The 14981-nt window shown below is 44.4% G+C and carries 14 protein-coding genes; 7 read left to right on the forward strand and 7 right to left on the reverse strand.

From position 1 onward, the window contains the following. Positions 1–194: hypothetical protein (locus F6J99_RS29750; protein WP_293118284.1), on the forward strand; the 194-nt coding region annotated here is incomplete at its 5' end. On the opposite strand, the gene F6J99_RS29755 is transcribed toward F6J99_RS29750, so the two are convergent. Both F6J99_RS29755 and F6J99_RS29760 read right to left on the reverse strand, forming a co-directional pair. After that, a complete protein-coding gene (locus F6J99_RS29755) occupies positions 132–764 on the reverse strand; it encodes a hypothetical protein (protein WP_293118286.1) in 633 nt (210 codons plus the stop codon). The genes F6J99_RS29750 and F6J99_RS29755 overlap by 63 nt on opposite strands. Further along, positions 733–855 (reverse strand): hypothetical protein, encoded by a 123-nt coding sequence (locus F6J99_RS29760; RefSeq protein ID WP_293118288.1) that lies wholly within the window; start codon positions 853–855, stop codon positions 733–735. Before F6J99_RS29760 ends, F6J99_RS29755 begins: the two co-directional genes overlap by 32 nt. A gap of 89 nt (positions 856–944) precedes the next feature. Here F6J99_RS29760 and F6J99_RS29765 point away from each other — a divergent pair, with 89 nt between their 5' ends. Then, positions 945–1115 (forward strand): hypothetical protein, encoded by a 171-nt coding sequence (locus tag F6J99_RS29765; RefSeq protein WP_293118290.1) that lies wholly within the window; start codon positions 945–947, stop codon positions 1113–1115. On the opposite strand, the gene F6J99_RS29770 is transcribed toward F6J99_RS29765, so the two are convergent. Both F6J99_RS29770 and F6J99_RS29775 read right to left on the reverse strand, forming a co-directional pair. Then, positions 1059–4715 (reverse strand): AAA-like domain-containing protein, encoded by a 3657-nt coding sequence (locus tag F6J99_RS29770; protein ID WP_293118292.1) that lies wholly within the window; start codon positions 4713–4715, stop codon positions 1059–1061. The two genes, F6J99_RS29765 and F6J99_RS29770, sit on opposite strands and share 57 nt — an antisense overlap. Before the next feature lie 22 nt (positions 4716–4737). Further along, complete coding sequence (locus tag F6J99_RS29775; protein ID WP_293118294.1) at positions 4738–6075, reverse strand: AAA-like domain-containing protein; 1338 nt, start codon at positions 6073–6075, stop codon at positions 4738–4740. A 985-nt stretch (positions 6076–7060) separates the two neighbouring features. Between F6J99_RS29775 and F6J99_RS29780 the strand changes: the two genes are divergently transcribed. From F6J99_RS29780 to F6J99_RS29790, 3 genes are all read left to right on the forward strand, one after another. Next, positions 7061–8545, forward strand: a complete 1485-nt coding sequence (locus tag F6J99_RS29780; RefSeq protein WP_293118296.1) for a bifunctional diguanylate cyclase/phosphodiesterase — start codon at positions 7061–7063, stop codon at positions 8543–8545. A gap of 115 nt (positions 8546–8660) precedes the next feature. After that, complete coding sequence (locus F6J99_RS29785; RefSeq protein ID WP_293118298.1) at positions 8661–8897, forward strand: hypothetical protein; 237 nt, start codon at positions 8661–8663, stop codon at positions 8895–8897. Then, positions 8788–10167 (forward strand): cytosine deaminase, encoded by a 1380-nt coding sequence (locus tag F6J99_RS29790; RefSeq protein ID WP_293118300.1) that lies wholly within the window; start codon positions 8788–8790, stop codon positions 10165–10167. The genes F6J99_RS29785 and F6J99_RS29790 overlap by 110 nt, the downstream gene beginning before the upstream one ends. Here F6J99_RS29790 and F6J99_RS29795 read toward each other — a convergent pair. The 3 genes from F6J99_RS29795 to F6J99_RS29805 all read right to left on the reverse strand — a co-directional run bounded on the left by F6J99_RS29795 (position 10130) and on the right by F6J99_RS29805 (position 11673). Further along, positions 10130–10366 (reverse strand): hypothetical protein, encoded by a 237-nt coding sequence (locus tag F6J99_RS29795; RefSeq protein ID WP_293118302.1) that lies wholly within the window; start codon positions 10364–10366, stop codon positions 10130–10132. The two genes, F6J99_RS29790 and F6J99_RS29795, sit on opposite strands and share 38 nt — an antisense overlap. Before the next feature lie 281 nt (positions 10367–10647). Next, on the reverse strand, positions 10648–11436 hold the full coding sequence (locus F6J99_RS29800; protein WP_293118304.1) for a DUF4058 family protein: 789 nt from the start codon (positions 11434–11436) through the stop codon (positions 10648–10650). Between the two features lie 27 nt (positions 11437–11463). Next, on the reverse strand, positions 11464–11673 hold the full coding sequence (locus F6J99_RS29805; RefSeq protein ID WP_293080545.1) for a hypothetical protein: 210 nt from the start codon (positions 11671–11673) through the stop codon (positions 11464–11466). 554 nt (positions 11674–12227) lie between these two features. Here F6J99_RS29805 and F6J99_RS29810 point away from each other — a divergent pair. Next, complete coding sequence (locus F6J99_RS29810; RefSeq protein WP_293118306.1) at positions 12228–13556, forward strand: lysine 2,3-aminomutase; 1329 nt, start codon at positions 12228–12230, stop codon at positions 13554–13556. Between the two features lie 304 nt (positions 13557–13860). Next, positions 13861–14208 (forward strand): methyltransferase, encoded by a 348-nt coding sequence (locus F6J99_RS29815; protein ID WP_293118308.1) that lies wholly within the window; start codon positions 13861–13863, stop codon positions 14206–14208. Positions 14209–14981: the final 773 nt, after the last annotated feature.

Here is a 14981-nt window from a genome sequence, read left to right on the forward strand (position 1 = left end):
ACTCCCTACTCCCTACTCCCTACTCCCTACTCCCTACTCCCTACTCCCTACTCCCTACTCCCTACTCCCTACTCCCTACTCCCTACTCCCTACTCCCTACTCCCTACTCCCTACTCCCTACTCCCTATGCCCTATTCCCTGCCCCCATCTCTATCACCAAGAACAGCTACCAAAATTCGGAACAATTCTTCTAAATCAGCTGGAACTCTGTACAGATTCAGGTCTTGGGTAACTTGTTTATGCTCTCGGTGCAAAAGCCCAAACTGCCAGATATCCCCTGTCGAAACAGCACCCTGTAAAATCAATTGCTCAGCATCACTCCATAGATCGAGGGCAATTAGTTCTACCGCAAGTTGGGTAAAGCCTCTTTGGATATTAGCATTTTTTGCTTCTATTACCAACAGTTTAGTATCGGTATAAAGATAATAGTCTAGATAACCTTTTAAGTATTCTGTAACAGTGAGGGGATATTCGATTCTTAGCTGAGCTTGAGTATAGTGGACTAAATCAAGCAAGATCGGAGCGATTAGTAATTCCCGTCGAGCTGCTTCACTAGTTAAACTAACATAGGGTAAGCTTTCTTCAATTCTGGATTTGAGACTAGAAAGTCGGTCTATTTTTGTCGTAGACTGTTCTAAATTCAAAGAGCTTCGCTTCAAGGTATAGCCAAATTCAGCCAGAATGTCTTCTGGCTCAACGACCATCTCAAAATAACTTCTAAAGGTATAAGATTTACCAGATTGGAGGATGGGAATTTTGTTCATTATTAAGATAGGGAGATAGGTAGATGGGGAGATGGGGAGATGGGGAAATTTTTATTAAGCGATGCAGCGCGGTCTTGGGGGTTTCCCCCATGAGCGACTGCATCAAGACAGGATAATTATCCTGAAATGATATAAGTTTAATTATTTAGATAAGTTATAATTATAGCGTTTCTCATAGCTATGAGGTACACAATATTTTTCACCTCTTGCCTCTTGCCTCTTGCCTCTTGCCTCTTGCCTTTTGCCTTTTGCCTATTACCTACTCCCTACTCCCTACTCCCTACTCCCTACTCCCTACTCCCTTTTCAATTCCTTAATCTGATCACAAAGAGTGCGATCGCGTTTTTCTAGCTCAGCATTTGTGCTCAAATAATCCTGGAGCCAATCACAACTATAAGTTAGGACTTGATCAAGATCATCGGGGACTTGATCGAGATTCCACAAAATCACGTTACTATCAGCACTAGCGGAGGCTAGGATTTTCCCATCTTGGCTGAAAGCGATTCCCTCTACCTGATCCTGATGTGCGGTGAGGGTAGTCAGCAAGTTACCATTGTGATCCCAAAGTTTCACCGTCTTGTCAGCACTGGCAGACGCGATCATTGTGCTATTGGGTCTAAAGGTCACTCCCGTAATCCGGTCACTGTGTCCTGTCAGGGTATGTCGCAGTTTTGGTTTGGTCAGATTCCAGTCTTGAGTGTCCCGTTCCCAAACTTTGACTGTCTTATCCTCACTACCGGAAGCAATGAACTTACCATCAGGGCTAATTGCTACTGTTTTCACCTCATCCTCATGGCCTGTGAGAGTATAGAAACTATTGCTCCAGCATTCCGGTAGTAAATTGCTGTTTTGAGTTGCTTTTGCTTGCCCGGTACAGGTACTATCCAGCTGCCACAGTTTAATGGTTTCATCTTCAGAGGCTGAAGCAATTATCTTACCATTGGGACTGAACGCTACTCCCTCGACCTCATTGGTATGACCTTCTAGGGTAGTTAGCAAGGTACCATCCCGTTGCCACAGTTTAATGGTTTTATCTTCAGAGGCTGAAGCAATGATCTTACCATCGGGACTGAATGCTACTCCCTCAACCCCAGCGGAATGATTATTTAGGGTAGCTAGAAAGGTGCCATCTTGATCCCAAAGTTTTACACTCTTGTCACTACTTGCAGAAGCAATCATCTCACCATCAGGACTGAATGCTACGTCGTTAACTATAGCGCTATGTTTAGTACAGGTGAGTTTCAGGGTGCTGTCTGGTTGCCAGAGTTTGACAGTTTTGTCGCTACTTCCTGAAGCAATCAGCTTACCATCAGGGCTGAATGCCACTGCCCTCACCCCATTGCCATGACCAGTAAGGGTTGTGTACAAAGTACTGTTTTGTTTCCAAAGCTTAATCGTACTGTCCTCACTAGCCGAAGCAATTATCTTACCATCAGGACTGAATGCTACTCCCTCGACCTCATCCCGATGACCTTCTAGGATAGTGAGCAATCTGCCCTCTTTTGTCCAGAGTTTAATGGTATTATCCTCACTAGCGGAGGCAATTAGCGTACCATCGGGACTAAAAGCCACTCCATAAACTTCGTCCCGATGTCCTTCTAAGGTTTTAAGCAACCTACCGTCTTTAGTCCAGAGCTTGACAGTATTGTCTTCAGAGGCGGAGGCAATTATCTTACTATCGGGGCTAAAGGCTACTGCTTCAACTCCACCCCCATGGCCTGTCAAGGTTCTAAGCAATCTACCGCCTTTAGTCCAGAGTTTGACAGTATTGTCTTCAGAGGCAGAAGCTATCATCTCACCATCGGGGCTAAAGGCTACTCCTTCAACTCCTGCACTATGCCCTGTCAGGAGTTTGTGTAACTTGCCCTCTAGGGTCCACAGTTTGACAGTGTTGTCTTCACTAGCGGAGGCGATTAGCTTACCATCCGGACTGAAGGCTACTGCTTCAAACCCAGCACTATTGTTAGTGAAGGTATTTAGCAGAGTGCCGTCCCGCTGCCAAAGTTTGACAGTGTTGTCGGCACTAGCCGACGCAATCATCTCACCATCCGGGCTAAACGCCACTCCCTTAACTTGGGAGCCATGGCCTTCTAGGGTGTTTAGCAGAGTGCCGTCCCGCTGCCAGAGTTTGACGGTCTTGTCACCACTAGCCGAGGCAATCATCTTACCATCCGGGCTAAAAACCAGGTCGTAAACTGCAGCCCGATGTCCTGAGAAGCGATTGTATTCCTTAATCTCATAAATGATTCGCCAGAGCATTTTCGCAACTTGAGTCTTGAGGGTATCTGCCTTTGCCCCAGCTAACTGTTGCAGTTTTTTCCAAGCCTTGATGGCGTAGATCAAGGCATCCAACTTACGATTGGAGGCATAGAACGCTTGAGAGGATTTTGCGATCGCATTAATTTCGTTAATGACAGCTTTTTCGTACTCCTGGAAAGCGATCAGCCCTAAACTAGCCGACACTAGAAATCCTGTGCTCACTGTAGCGAGCAGCAGCTTTTGCAGTCGGGAAATTTCTTTCTCTTTGGTCAATTGTATTTCCACTGCTTTAGTTCGTGCGGCTTCAGCCCGTTGAGCCTCCCGTTTATCCAAAGCTTGGCTAGCGGATAAGAACTGATAATCTTGGTCACTCAAGCTACGGGCATCTGCCCAAGCTAGGGCATCGAGTAATGCTTGACCTCGCAATAGTCTCGATTCATCCTGACAATCACCATTGAACCAAGCTCTAAGACTTGTGTTATAGGGACGAAGATTTGATAGTTGCTTGCTGACCCAATCACAGTTGAAAACAGCAGCATAAATGGGGTTGCGGACCTTAACCTTGCCCTCACTCTTGACCACTAATCCCGACAGTAGCAATTCCATTTGTTCCCAACTGTCATCTGCTGCTACTGCTCCGAGTTGCAGAATTTGCTGATAAAGTCCTAATAACCGCCCAACCCGTTGCTCATTGCTGAGAATGCGATCGCGTATGGTCTTCAGATGCTCTGGTTCATCTTGGACTTCCCAGTTGTCGATAATTCGCCTACCCACAAGGTACTCAATCGATGTGGGATTCACAGTACACCTCTTGCCACAGTAGTTTTTTGATACTGTGTTTGATACTGTTTGGGTGAATTCTTCTCCACTGTTCCCTGTTGAGGGTACCGAAGTTCCCTCTTCTGAAAGAAGTCTAGTACAATGCTCTATATCCTCTAGAATCAGCTGACATAGCTTTTGAGTCAGTAAAGGCTGTCCTCCCGTAAACGCCAGGATTTCCCTAAGTAAGGCTTTGGGATTGCTAACCCTTCCGTTAAAACCTAACCCTAGGGGTTTGGCTTCTTCGAGAGTAAATCCACATAACTCAATCCCCCGTCCGATATTAAAGGGAGTCCGTTGCTTATCTACGATCAAATCCGTGGGAGTGGCTACCCCTAACAAAACAAAACTGAGGCGTTGGTAGGCTTGGTTTTCTGTGCGCTTGTTGTAACAGGCTCGGATTAGGGCAAAAAAATCTTCAATCGGGAACGATAAACCCAGAATGCTATCGATTTCATCAATAAAGATCACCAAATTTCCCTCAACCTCTGCCAGTAGAACCTCCTCAATAAAATCACTAAGACGCTTCACTGGGGATAGATAAGACCGTGAGCGCCACCAAGCCCGTAAATTGACCTGGAGGTTGAAGCTGCTCACCAGACAGCGCAAGATACTTGCATACCACTGGTCTGCTGTCAAATCTTGGGTACCAATTTCTGTCAAATCAACGATTCCACAGTGGATGCCTATTGCTTGTAATCGCTGAGTAGTTTGCACCCTCAAAGAAGACTTACCCATTTGCCTGGAGGTAAGGACATAGCAAAATTCCCCCGCTACCAGAGCCTGATACAAATCCTGATCTGCTCGACGGTGCACATAGCAGAGGGTATCAGGGGGTAAACTCCCGCCAACTTGATAGTTGTGGTTTTTCATAATTTCCAGGCATCCATGGGTTTTACCCCAGGTAAGTACTAAAGTACTGACGATACAAATCACAACTAGGCACAGCTCCCTGTTTGTGGAGCTGTACTAATCCTAAACTTTGCAACTTAAAGGCTAGCTTTTGCTCTAATTCCACTGGCTGGGATGACATCACTACGTTTCGATAGGCTGGAACCAGTTGTGGATAGTGTTGTAGATTCCACCATTGTCGTCGAAGGTCATCATGATAAATTCCCGATTCGCTTGCTGCTGAATTCAATAACTCCTCAAAGGTAACGTCACCGCGCCTAAGATGATATAACGCTACCCTTAAAAGACAAGGATTTCCTCCTACTTTAGCCATAATTAATGATACGTGATTGAAGCTAGAATCATCACTCCCCCAATCGATTCCGTGGCGACGGGCTAATTCTTGCACTTGGGCGTTAGTAAACTCTGGCAATTCAATAGATAATCCCACATTAAAGGGGGATTGGTGGATATGTAAGGTAATATAAACGTCCGTAGAATGTATAATAATTAAGCGCAATTTTTGCCAAATTGTGCTACCGGTTACACCGTATTTGGCTTTCTCATACCAAGCTCGCAACAAACCCAAAAAATCCGTGGCAATGGCAGGGTAATTAAACAACAGGTTGACCTCATCTAATGCCAATACCATCGGTGTATCTATTTCTTTTAGTAGATAATTCTCGAAGTAATCTGTGGTATTTCCACTGCTGCCAAAGATATCATCCCAATAATCAGTCAGTCGATTTGGTAATTCTAGGCTACGAGTGACTGTAGCACAGAACCATTGTAAAAATCGTTCTAAATCCGTAAAGACATTGGCATCAGCTTGCTGCAAGCTCAGAGCAACTGTGCGGAAGCCAGATGCTCTAGCGTGATCGAGAACCCTCACCATCAGGGAGGTTTTACCCATCTGTCTAGGGGCTTTAATTCGGATTAATGCCCCTGGCTGCAACACTGTTTCGTAACATAGAGAGTCATTGGGGGGACGCTCGATATAAAAAGAGGAATTCAGAGGCACCACACCTCTAGGTAATTCCATCTCTGTAGGTAATTCCAGCTCGACCTCTGGCAACTGCTCAAGCTCGACCTCTCGTAATCGGTCCCTAAGAACAGAACGAATGTTATTTTTTGTGATCTTCTCTCCAAACACCTCTGAGAGGATATGCCACAACCGGGAGCCAACCACCCGAATGTAATCGGCGTCGTAACCAGACCCCTCAGCAATCTCTTGATAAGTTTGTCCTGACCAACATTGGCGGAGCACCAGTTCTTGAACAGCGTTTAAGCGTTCGGGTTTGATGACCGTATCTACCATCGCCAATGCTTCTTCAACACTCATTACTTTTTATTATGTAATCAATTAGAATTATTTATTACTTTTTCTCACAGACAAAGCCACATTGCCGATTTACCTTAAATACAGGGATCGCAAATCGTCCTTTAGGGTTAACGCCAAGCCAGCGATCAATAGCCGATCGCTGGCTACCTACTTCAAGGGGGATCAGCTTCCCTAGTCAAGCAGGCTTACGCAATTAAGCCATCTAAAAACTACCTATACGGGTTAAAGGGTTAGTAAACAGCTAGAGAAAATGTCGCAGAGTCTACCAAAAACTCTTATTATTTGTTAGACTTAAATTAGGGTAACACCGACAGGGATTATTATGTAACTTAAATTAAAGCCGAAAACCAAGGGTTTAATAGTTGCGCTCTCGACCTACGGTGGAACCAGCTTTTTTGACATTTTTATGGCGCTCGCGGGATATTCCTGAGAGCTTTGGGAGATACCCCCTGGATGTGAAAGCATCTTGCATTGGCGGGCCTTGGTCTATCTTGGTAGACTTTGGTAGCTAAAAAGTATCGGTAACAGTTAAAACTACCTCGTAATTGTGGGCATCCAAGAATAGGGCATGGGATTTACCCCTACTCCATGCTCTATTTTGTTTTCCCTGGTTAACTAATGGTTAACTAAGAGGTTCCATCACTGTCCATGGTAGTGCTCCACGGTGGCTAGCGTTGTATTGAAGTTCGGTTTTCGACAGTTGACCGTTGCTTGTTTATCGTCCACATTCACTCAACATTCAACAGTCCCACCTCTGATTTAAACGGTATAACCGCAACTTAGGATGATGCCAAACATGGTTATTGATTTGCTGAGTAAAACCATCAGGAAGGATGTTCATCGTTAACAACCATTAACAGAATTGAGCTTAAAGAATAGGGTAAAAGGTTAACTATACCACAGCTTTTGCCTTTCCGGTTTCCTTTTTGGCTCAATTATCAATGAGTAACTCAATTGAGCTAATTCAGGGTGATAGAGAAAATAGGTGTTCGCTAGAAGTAACAATGATCAGCAAGATCAGCAACCTGTAGAAAGGTTTCAGGATTGTACCTTTAATGACCTCCTGATTCCCTGGCTCAACCGAGATAGTTTTAGGAGACGGTTGAGGCAAGTAATCCAGAGGTCAAAGTGGTATAAGGGTTATCGATTCGCCGTCTTATTGGTGGGTTTGGAACGTTTCAAAGTCATTCAGTTTAGTATGGGACGGCCAGTGGGAGCAAAATTGCTAAAGGCTTTTGATTCTCGCTTGACTTATGCCCTGAATTCTACCGTTAACTATACCATTTACTATACCGTTAACTATACCGTTAACTATACCGTTAACTATACCGTTAACTATACCGTTAACTATACAGTGGCGCGGTGGTCCGAAGATGAATTAGCGGTCTTGCTCGAAGACATTAACGATGTCAGTGAAGCTACCTTGGTAGCAGAACAGATTTGCGCTAGCCTGCGGACGCCTTTTTCGATTGATGACCATGACATCTTTTTGAGTGCCAATATTGGAATTGCTAGCAATGACAGGGATGATTACCAAGCCTCTGCTCTTCTTGACAACGCCAGTCTAGCTCTTTATCGAGCCAAAATGGAGAGTAACACTGGCTATCAGCTGTTTACCCCTGCCATGCGCACCCAGAGTTTACAGCGGTTGCAGTTAGAAGATAGTTTACGCTTGGGTATTAAGCGCCAAGAATTGCGGCTTTATTACCAGCCAATTGTGTCTCTTGAAACCCATAAGCTGGCTGGCTTTGAGGCACTGGTGCGCTGGGAGCATCCAGAACGGGGACTGCTGTTGCCAGCAGAGTTCATTCCAGTGGCCGAAGAAACAAAGCTGATTGTGCCACTGGGTTGGTGGGTACTACGGGAGGCTTGCCAACAAATGTGCCAGTGGCAACAACAGTTTACCCACTATCGGGATTTAACAATCAGCGTTAACATCTCTAGCTTACAATTATCCCAACCGGATCTAATCGGGAAAATCGACACAATTTTGTGGGATTCTGGTCTTGATGCCAAGAGTTTGAAACTGGAGATTACAGAAAGTATACTACTGGAAACCACTGCAGTAGTTCTGTTGGAGAAACTCAAACAGCGACAGATTCAGTTGTGCATTGATGATTTTGGGACTGGCTATTCTGGCTTCAGTTACTTGCAAAATTTTCCCATAGATATATTAAAAATTGACCGCTCTTTTGTCAAAGGTATGAGTGATAATCACAAACATGAGAAAATTTTGCGGTGGATGGTAAAGTTGGCAAACGACTTCGGCATACATGTAGTGGCAGAGGGAGTGGAAACCGAAAAGCAATTGGGACAGCTTTGTGATTGGCGTTGTCAATATGGACAGGGGTATTGGTTTTCTAAGCCTTTAAATCCCGAAGCTACTGAAGCCTGCTTAGAAGCTCTAAGTGTGGGGAGATGGGGAGATAGGGAGATAGGGAGATGGGGAGATAGGGAGATGGGGAGATAGGGAGATGGAGATAGGGAATCGGGAATCGGGAATCGGGAATCGGGAACTTTGGATAAAGCAAGATTAGGAACAGCAGAGGATTTCTTGGTGTGAGGAGAAATCAGGATTGGGTTTGATGATCGACTGCGCGTTTGAGATACTTATAAGGTACATTCAATTTTCCCATAGGCCACTCCCGACTCCCGACTCCCGACTCCCGACTCCCGACTCCCGACTCCCTGCTCCCGACTCCCGACTCCCGAATGATTCCCACAGCCGAACGATACTGGCTCACAAATGCCTACGTACCATTTTGCCTACTGGAAAACAGCAACGTTTGCGATCGCAACGAGCAGGGTTTGTGCTTAGTTGATATTGAAATTAATCAGGGAGCCATTGCTGGGATAGTGCCAAAGGCGATTGTTCCCAAGGGGCAGCAAAAGGCTAAGCTCGAAAAGAGCCGCTACGAGAACGCAAACACTAGTGTTGAAGCTAGCACAGATACCAGTAACATACCTAGTCACATCCCGAGTATAGATCTCAAGCAAGGACAAGTATGGCCGTGTTTTCTTGATATACACACCCATCTGGATAAAGGTCATATCTGGGAACGGTCTCCCAATCCTGATGGTACTTTTAATAGTGCCTGTCTCACCGGAGATGCTGATGCCGAAACCTATTGGCAAGGGTCAGATTTATATCGGCGCATGGAATTTGGACTCAAATGTAGCTATGCTCATGGCACGAAAGCTATCCGCACCCACATTGACTGGGTTGGAGAACAAAGTGCGATTAGCCTAGGCGTTTTCCAAACCCTCCAGAAAGAATGGCTTGACAGAATTACCCTACAAGCGGTGTCTCTAGTTACACTAGATTACTATCAAACTCCCGCTGGCATTACCTTAGCCGACACAATTGCTGAAATCGGAGGCATACTTGGGGGGGTAGCCTATAGCAACCAAGACCTGGATGCTCAACTCGATACTGTTTTCTCTTTAGCTAAGGAGAGAAACCTCAACCTAGATTTCCATGCTGATGAAAACGGTAATCCTGATTCCCATTGTTTACGACAGATTGCCAAAGCTGCGATTCGTCATCAGTTTACCGGAAAAATTATTTGTGGTCACTGTTGCAGTTTAGCAGTGCAACCCTTCGAGGAGGTTGCGGAAACTCTCAAGTTGGTCAAAGCCGCAGGAATTGCTATTGTTAGCTTACCCATGTGCAATCTTTATCTACAGGATCGACAGGCTAACTGTACACCCTCTTGGCGGGGAGTCACCAGGCTCCATGAAATTAAACAACAGGGTATTCCGGTAACCTTGGCTAGTGATAACTGTCGAGACCCCTTTTATGGATTTGGCGATCATGATGTATTAGAAGTCTTTACCCAAGCGGTACGGATTGCCCATTTAGATATGCCCATCGGCGATTGGCCCTGTGCCGTAACCAAGACAGCCGCTGATTTAATGGGTTTACCCGAGATGGGTAGGATTGGGGTGGGACTCCCGGCAGATTTGATTTTGTTTAAAGGACGCCATTTCAGTGAACTTTTGTCCCGTCCCCAACATGACCGAATTATCTTGCGTCAGGGTAAGCCAATTGATACTAGGTTGCCGGATTATGCTGAGTTAGATGAGTTATAGGGCAGGGAGCAGGGAGCAGGGAGCAGGCAAGAGGCAAGAGGCAAGAGGCAAGAGGCAAGAGGAACCCACCCCTAACCCCTCCCAGGAGGGGAAGGCAAGAGGCAAGAGGCAAGAGGCAAGAGGAACCCACCCCTAACCCCTCCCAGGAGGGGAAGGCAAGAGGCAAGAGGCAAGAGGGCAAAAATAATGTGTACCTCATATATATGATACCAAATTCGGTTATTATAGGTTACTTACCTAAATCATCAAATCAAGTCTAGGCAAAGACTTTGATTGTTTTTAATATAATCTTATTAAACCGGATTTATAGCGTTTTTCCTAGCTATGAGGTACACATACTTTTTGCCTCTTCCCTCTTCTGACTTCCCACTTCCGACTTTCCTATTCTCTGCTCCCTGCTCCGTTCGCGTAGCGTGGCCAACGGCCTCAGTCCCTGCTCCCTAAAAACCAGAAATTTGTACCTCACAAGTCGTAGAATTGCTATATACCAGTTCTCAACAATTCCTTAGCCCATATGCGCTTTTTATCCGAAAAAACTGGTACCGGCTCTTGGTCATAATCGAGTTGATAATCATAACCACCTCGCTCATAAACACTATTAATTATACCTTGTAAATCTACTATCGGTTCATAATCTTCTGGACGTAACGGTAGGGAAAAAGTTGGTAGCTGCTCTGGCAGATTACAAGTATATAACTCGGCTCGTGGGCGACGCTCTTCTCGACTCACCAAAACCCGATAATCGCTTTCAAGAGTATTATCTAAGAGTGGCATTGGTTTCCACCCTCTGAGCAAATCTATCTCCACTAAATTGGTCAAGCTTCCTAACACCCGTTGGCGTTTTTTCAGGTAAGTTTCTCTAGGGTCACCAGAGCGCTTATTAACTGGAGATAAAACTTCGATAGCGGTTACCACAGCACCGGTAGTCATATCTCTTACTTCCAAATACCCTTGTTTGATTTGTTCAGGCATAGGAACGATTACTGTTACTGGTTTCGTGCTTGGTGGGGCAACAGCAACCTTAGAGCTGGGAGCATCGGGAGCATTTGGTTGACGTTTAAGAGTAACATCAGGAATTCCAACTAATAAGACATTATCTTCGTTACTTGTATTAACCGGATAAATGCGCTTTTCAATAGCTACTTTATACTTCGGACGTACCTGAGGAATTAAACACTCAGCAATTAGACTAATCAACCAGTGATGTACTTCTGGCGATAAATCCGGATGTTCTAAATACGGATCCATACCCGGAAAGATTGACGGCATCCCTTAACCTCCGATCAGCTCTGTCTTCTAGGATAGCAGGTTAGCAGGATAGCAAGTTAGCAGGTTAGCAGGTTGTTCGCTTTTTAAGCTAGTAAGATCCAAGTTTTTGGGTTTTAGGGAGCAGGGACTAAAGCCGTAGGCCACGCTTTGGGCCAAGCCCACGCTGCGCAAACGCCAACAGAGCTTCGGAGCACTGAATTCAGAAGATGGAAGAGGTAAAAAATATGTGTACCTCATTAGGATAAAAGCCGCTATAGCTATGGTTTTTACCTACTTTAAATTCTGCTGAATTTTCTGGCAACAGATCCGATTAAGGGATAGGATTCAGCAACCCGACATTGACAGTGGTAACAATAATATTCTAGTATTCCTCTTGGTCTGTCTACTAGGATAGCTATCTGCTAGCTTTCCACTGGCACTGCCTTACTGACTATGACTATCTCTGCTCAATTTGAGCCGTTCGATCTCTACTTTCAGTTTAGAAATGAGTTTATGTTGTTACGATATCAAGATGATCAGCACCAGTTTGACTGATGACAACTGGTTGAGCTTTTCGGGATCAAGTTGTTGAGGTGGCTCTTTGCCAATAAAAGTCATGGGCTACTGAAAACCTAGTTTTTTTCAATACCCCCTCAGGGACTGCTTACGTATCAGGTAAGGTATAATGGTAAATAATTACCGCACTACAAAAGTAAAAATGATTGGGACATGTATGGAGTTTAACCTCTTTATACTGACCGGTCTGAGGTGAATAAAAAAATAATCTCCATTCCTATTCGGTGATGAAAGCGATGAAAACTAAATCTCAAAAAATCAAATTCTACTCAGTAAACGATCTGAAATCACTGTCCCAGTTAGCCTGTATATCATCTGAAACCCGCTTAGCAATGCAAGCTGTTGCTAAAGTGCTACCTTTTCGAGCAAATAACTACATTGTTGAAGAACTTATTGATTGGAAAAATATACCAGATGATCCAATTTTTCGCTTAACGTTTCCCCAGCCAGACATGTTATCGTCAAGGGATTTGAATACCATGGTTCAACTCCTAAAAGACAATGCTCCAGAAAAAATCCTGCGACAAACTGCCAATGAAATTCGTCTTCGACTTAATCCCCATCCCGCAGGACAAAAGCAATACAACGTGCCTTTATTTGAAGGTGAACCTTTACAGGGAGTACAACACAAATATCAACAAACAGTTTTGATTTTTCCCACAGCAGGTCAACACTGCCATGCCTACTGTACATTCTGTTTCCGTTGGCCACAATTTGTCGGATTAGATGATCTTAAATTTGCGACTCGCGAATCGGGTCATTTTCAAGATTATCTACGAGAACACAAGGAAGTCACTGATGTATTGCTTACTGGTGGTGATCCGATGACCATGAAAGCACGACAGCTGGCTTTATATATCGAACCTTTATTAGAAGGGGAATTTGACCACATTCAAACTATTCGCATTGGAACCAAATCACTTTCTTATTGGCCCTACCGATATGTCACTGATGAAGATGCTGATGATTTGTTGCGCTTATTTGAAAAAGTAGTGCAACAGGGTAAGCATCTAGCCATCATGGCTCACTACGAACACTGGCGAGAACTAGATACACAAATCGCTCAAAAAGCAATCCAACGTATTCGAACAACGGGAGGGGAAATTCGGACCCAAGCTCCTGTTGTTCGCCACATCAATGATAGAGCCCATACCTGGGGTAAAATGTGGCAAATGCAGGTACGCTTAGGCTGTATTCCCTACTATATGTTTGTCGAACGACAAACAGGAGCTAAAGACTATTTTGAAATTCCTTTAGTTAAGGTTTGGGAAATTTATCGTCAAGCTATACAACAAGTATCGGGATTAGGGCGAACTGCTCGTGGTCCGGTAATGTCTGCCTTACCAGGAAAAGTCAAAATTGAAGGTATTAGTGAAATTCAAGGGGAGAAAGTGTTTGTTTTGTCTTTTTTACAAGCTCGTAACCCTCAGTGGTGCAATCGACCTTTCTTTGCCAGTTTTGATGCTGAGGCAACCTGGTTAGGAGATTTGAAGCCTGCTTTTGGTGAATCGAAATTTTTCTATGAAAGCGAACTAGAAGAAATTTTGACCCGGAAGATGGTGTAAGGTGATTAACAGAACTTAGCTAGGGGCTTTAAGCGATCGCAGCCACAACCTCACCAAAAGTGATCATTTATTCCATTTCATTGAGCTAAAGATTTTCAAAATGATTAAGCAATAAGACGTTGTTATTATTCTCAAAGACGGGGAAAGTTTACAGTATAATCGCAAAGATTATCTGAATTTCCATCAGGAACTTTCCTCAAAAGACCGAGAAATTACGATCCTGTACCAAAATGAACCCGTTTTTGATGTTGTCGTTCCCAAAGGGGTGTTTAATCCCTAGGGTGGAATTGCTGCTCAAGGGTTTATGAGTGGTATTTTGAGTGGTATTCTTGATGTCCAAGGAAAGCGGGTGCTAGATCTTGGATGCGGTGCGGGATTAATTGGCTTTTGCTGTATTTTGAAACAGAGTCAAAAGGTATTATTTTCCGATCTTCATCCCAACATCGGGGAAATTAAAAATCATCCACTGATGCCAAGTCAAGATCAGGTTAAGGTGCAGGATTTATGTGCAGGAGAAGCCGAGGAAACTTACGATACTATATTTATGCCTTTTCCCAGTCGTTCAATCGATGCTGTTGGCGAAACATTTCTTAACACGCTGAAAGCCTTGATATTCCGTTTAATGATCGAAAAACATTTTATAGTTTTGTAACCTAATCAACGGCAGAATCAGTGTTTTGGATGTTGAATTATATTTCGCCAGCAGCGTCAAGCCGCTGAAGCGCCTTCATCCCGGAAATGAAACCTGATCAGAGGGTCGCCTTACTACAAAAAGATTTAACCCTTAACTCACAGACTGCCAACTAGACATCTCCAGAAACTCGGTTTTGACCCAGGCAGTGCAAGGGTTTGAGGTTAATTTTTGGAGATGTCTACTATAAAGGCGACCCTCTGAATGCGGTAACTTCTAACCACACTCATGCTGCGCATTGAGGTGTGGGGCTTCTTTTACCGGACAGCTAAATACGGATCCATACCGGGAAAGATTGACGGCATCCCTTAACCTCCGATCAGCTCTGTCTTCTAGGTTAACAAGTTAGGAGAGGGAGTAGGGACTGAGGCCGTAGGCCACGCTACGCGAACGGAGTAGGGAGTAGGGGTAAGAGAGGGAAGTGTGGGAGGTGATCCCAGGTGTGGGGAGATGGGGGGATAAGGAGTTAAATGAGCAACGGTTGTGTCCCCCCCTGATTAAGGATTCCTAGTTTCCATGGTGCTTACAAGCTGCTCGCCCGAACTTACACATAGCAATTATAAATCAGTTGTAAAATCGGTAAAATCTGAAAGTATTGCAGGGCTTGGGTTATAGCGTTGACTAAGGCCACTATATTTTATGACTCATATGAAATAGCTATATGTAGTAGTATTATGACAAGATGTCAAATGACAACTTGTAATTCACTTGTAACTATCTCATTAGAGTCATGA

The sequence above is a fragment of the Moorena sp. SIO4G3 genome, assembly GCF_010692305.1.
GTDB classification, from domain to species: Bacteria; Cyanobacteriota; Cyanobacteriia; order Cyanobacteriales; family Coleofasciculaceae; genus Moorena; species Moorena producens_A.

What these genes read in the sequence shown, in the direction of transcription:
- F6J99_RS29755 (WP_293118286.1), bottom strand. Translation starts at nt 764, where the DNA reads ATGAACAAAATTCCCATCCTCCAATCTGGTAAATCTTATACCTTTAGA.
- F6J99_RS29760 (WP_293118288.1), bottom strand. Translation starts at nt 855, where the DNA reads ATGGGGGAAACCCCCAAGACCGCGCTGCATCGCTTAATAAAAATTTCC.
- F6J99_RS29765 (WP_293118290.1), top strand. Translation starts at nt 945, where the DNA reads ATGAGGTACACAATATTTTTCACCTCTTGCCTCTTGCCTCTTGCCTCT.
- F6J99_RS29770 (WP_293118292.1), bottom strand. Translation starts at nt 4,715, where the DNA reads ATGAAAAACCACAACTATCAAGTTGGCGGGAGTTTACCCCCTGATACC.
- F6J99_RS29775 (WP_293118294.1), bottom strand. Translation starts at nt 6,075, where the DNA reads ATGAGTGTTGAAGAAGCATTGGCGATGGTAGATACGGTCATCAAACCC.
- F6J99_RS29785 (WP_293118298.1), top strand. Translation starts at nt 8,661, where the DNA reads ATGATCGACTGCGCGTTTGAGATACTTATAAGGTACATTCAATTTTCC.
- F6J99_RS29790 (WP_293118300.1), top strand. Translation starts at nt 8,788, where the DNA reads ATGATTCCCACAGCCGAACGATACTGGCTCACAAATGCCTACGTACCA.
- F6J99_RS29795 (WP_293118302.1), bottom strand. Translation starts at nt 10,366, where the DNA reads ATGAGGTACACATTATTTTTGCCCTCTTGCCTCTTGCCTCTTGCCTTC.
- F6J99_RS29800 (WP_293118304.1), bottom strand. Translation starts at nt 11,436, where the DNA reads ATGCCGTCAATCTTTCCGGGTATGGATCCGTATTTAGAACATCCGGAT.
- F6J99_RS29805 (WP_293080545.1), bottom strand. Translation starts at nt 11,673, where the DNA reads ATGAGGTACACATATTTTTTACCTCTTCCATCTTCTGAATTCAGTGCT.
- F6J99_RS29810 (WP_293118306.1), top strand. Translation starts at nt 12,228, where the DNA reads ATGAAAACTAAATCTCAAAAAATCAAATTCTACTCAGTAAACGATCTG.
- F6J99_RS29815 (WP_293118308.1), top strand. Translation starts at nt 13,861, where the DNA reads ATGAGTGGTATTTTGAGTGGTATTCTTGATGTCCAAGGAAAGCGGGTG.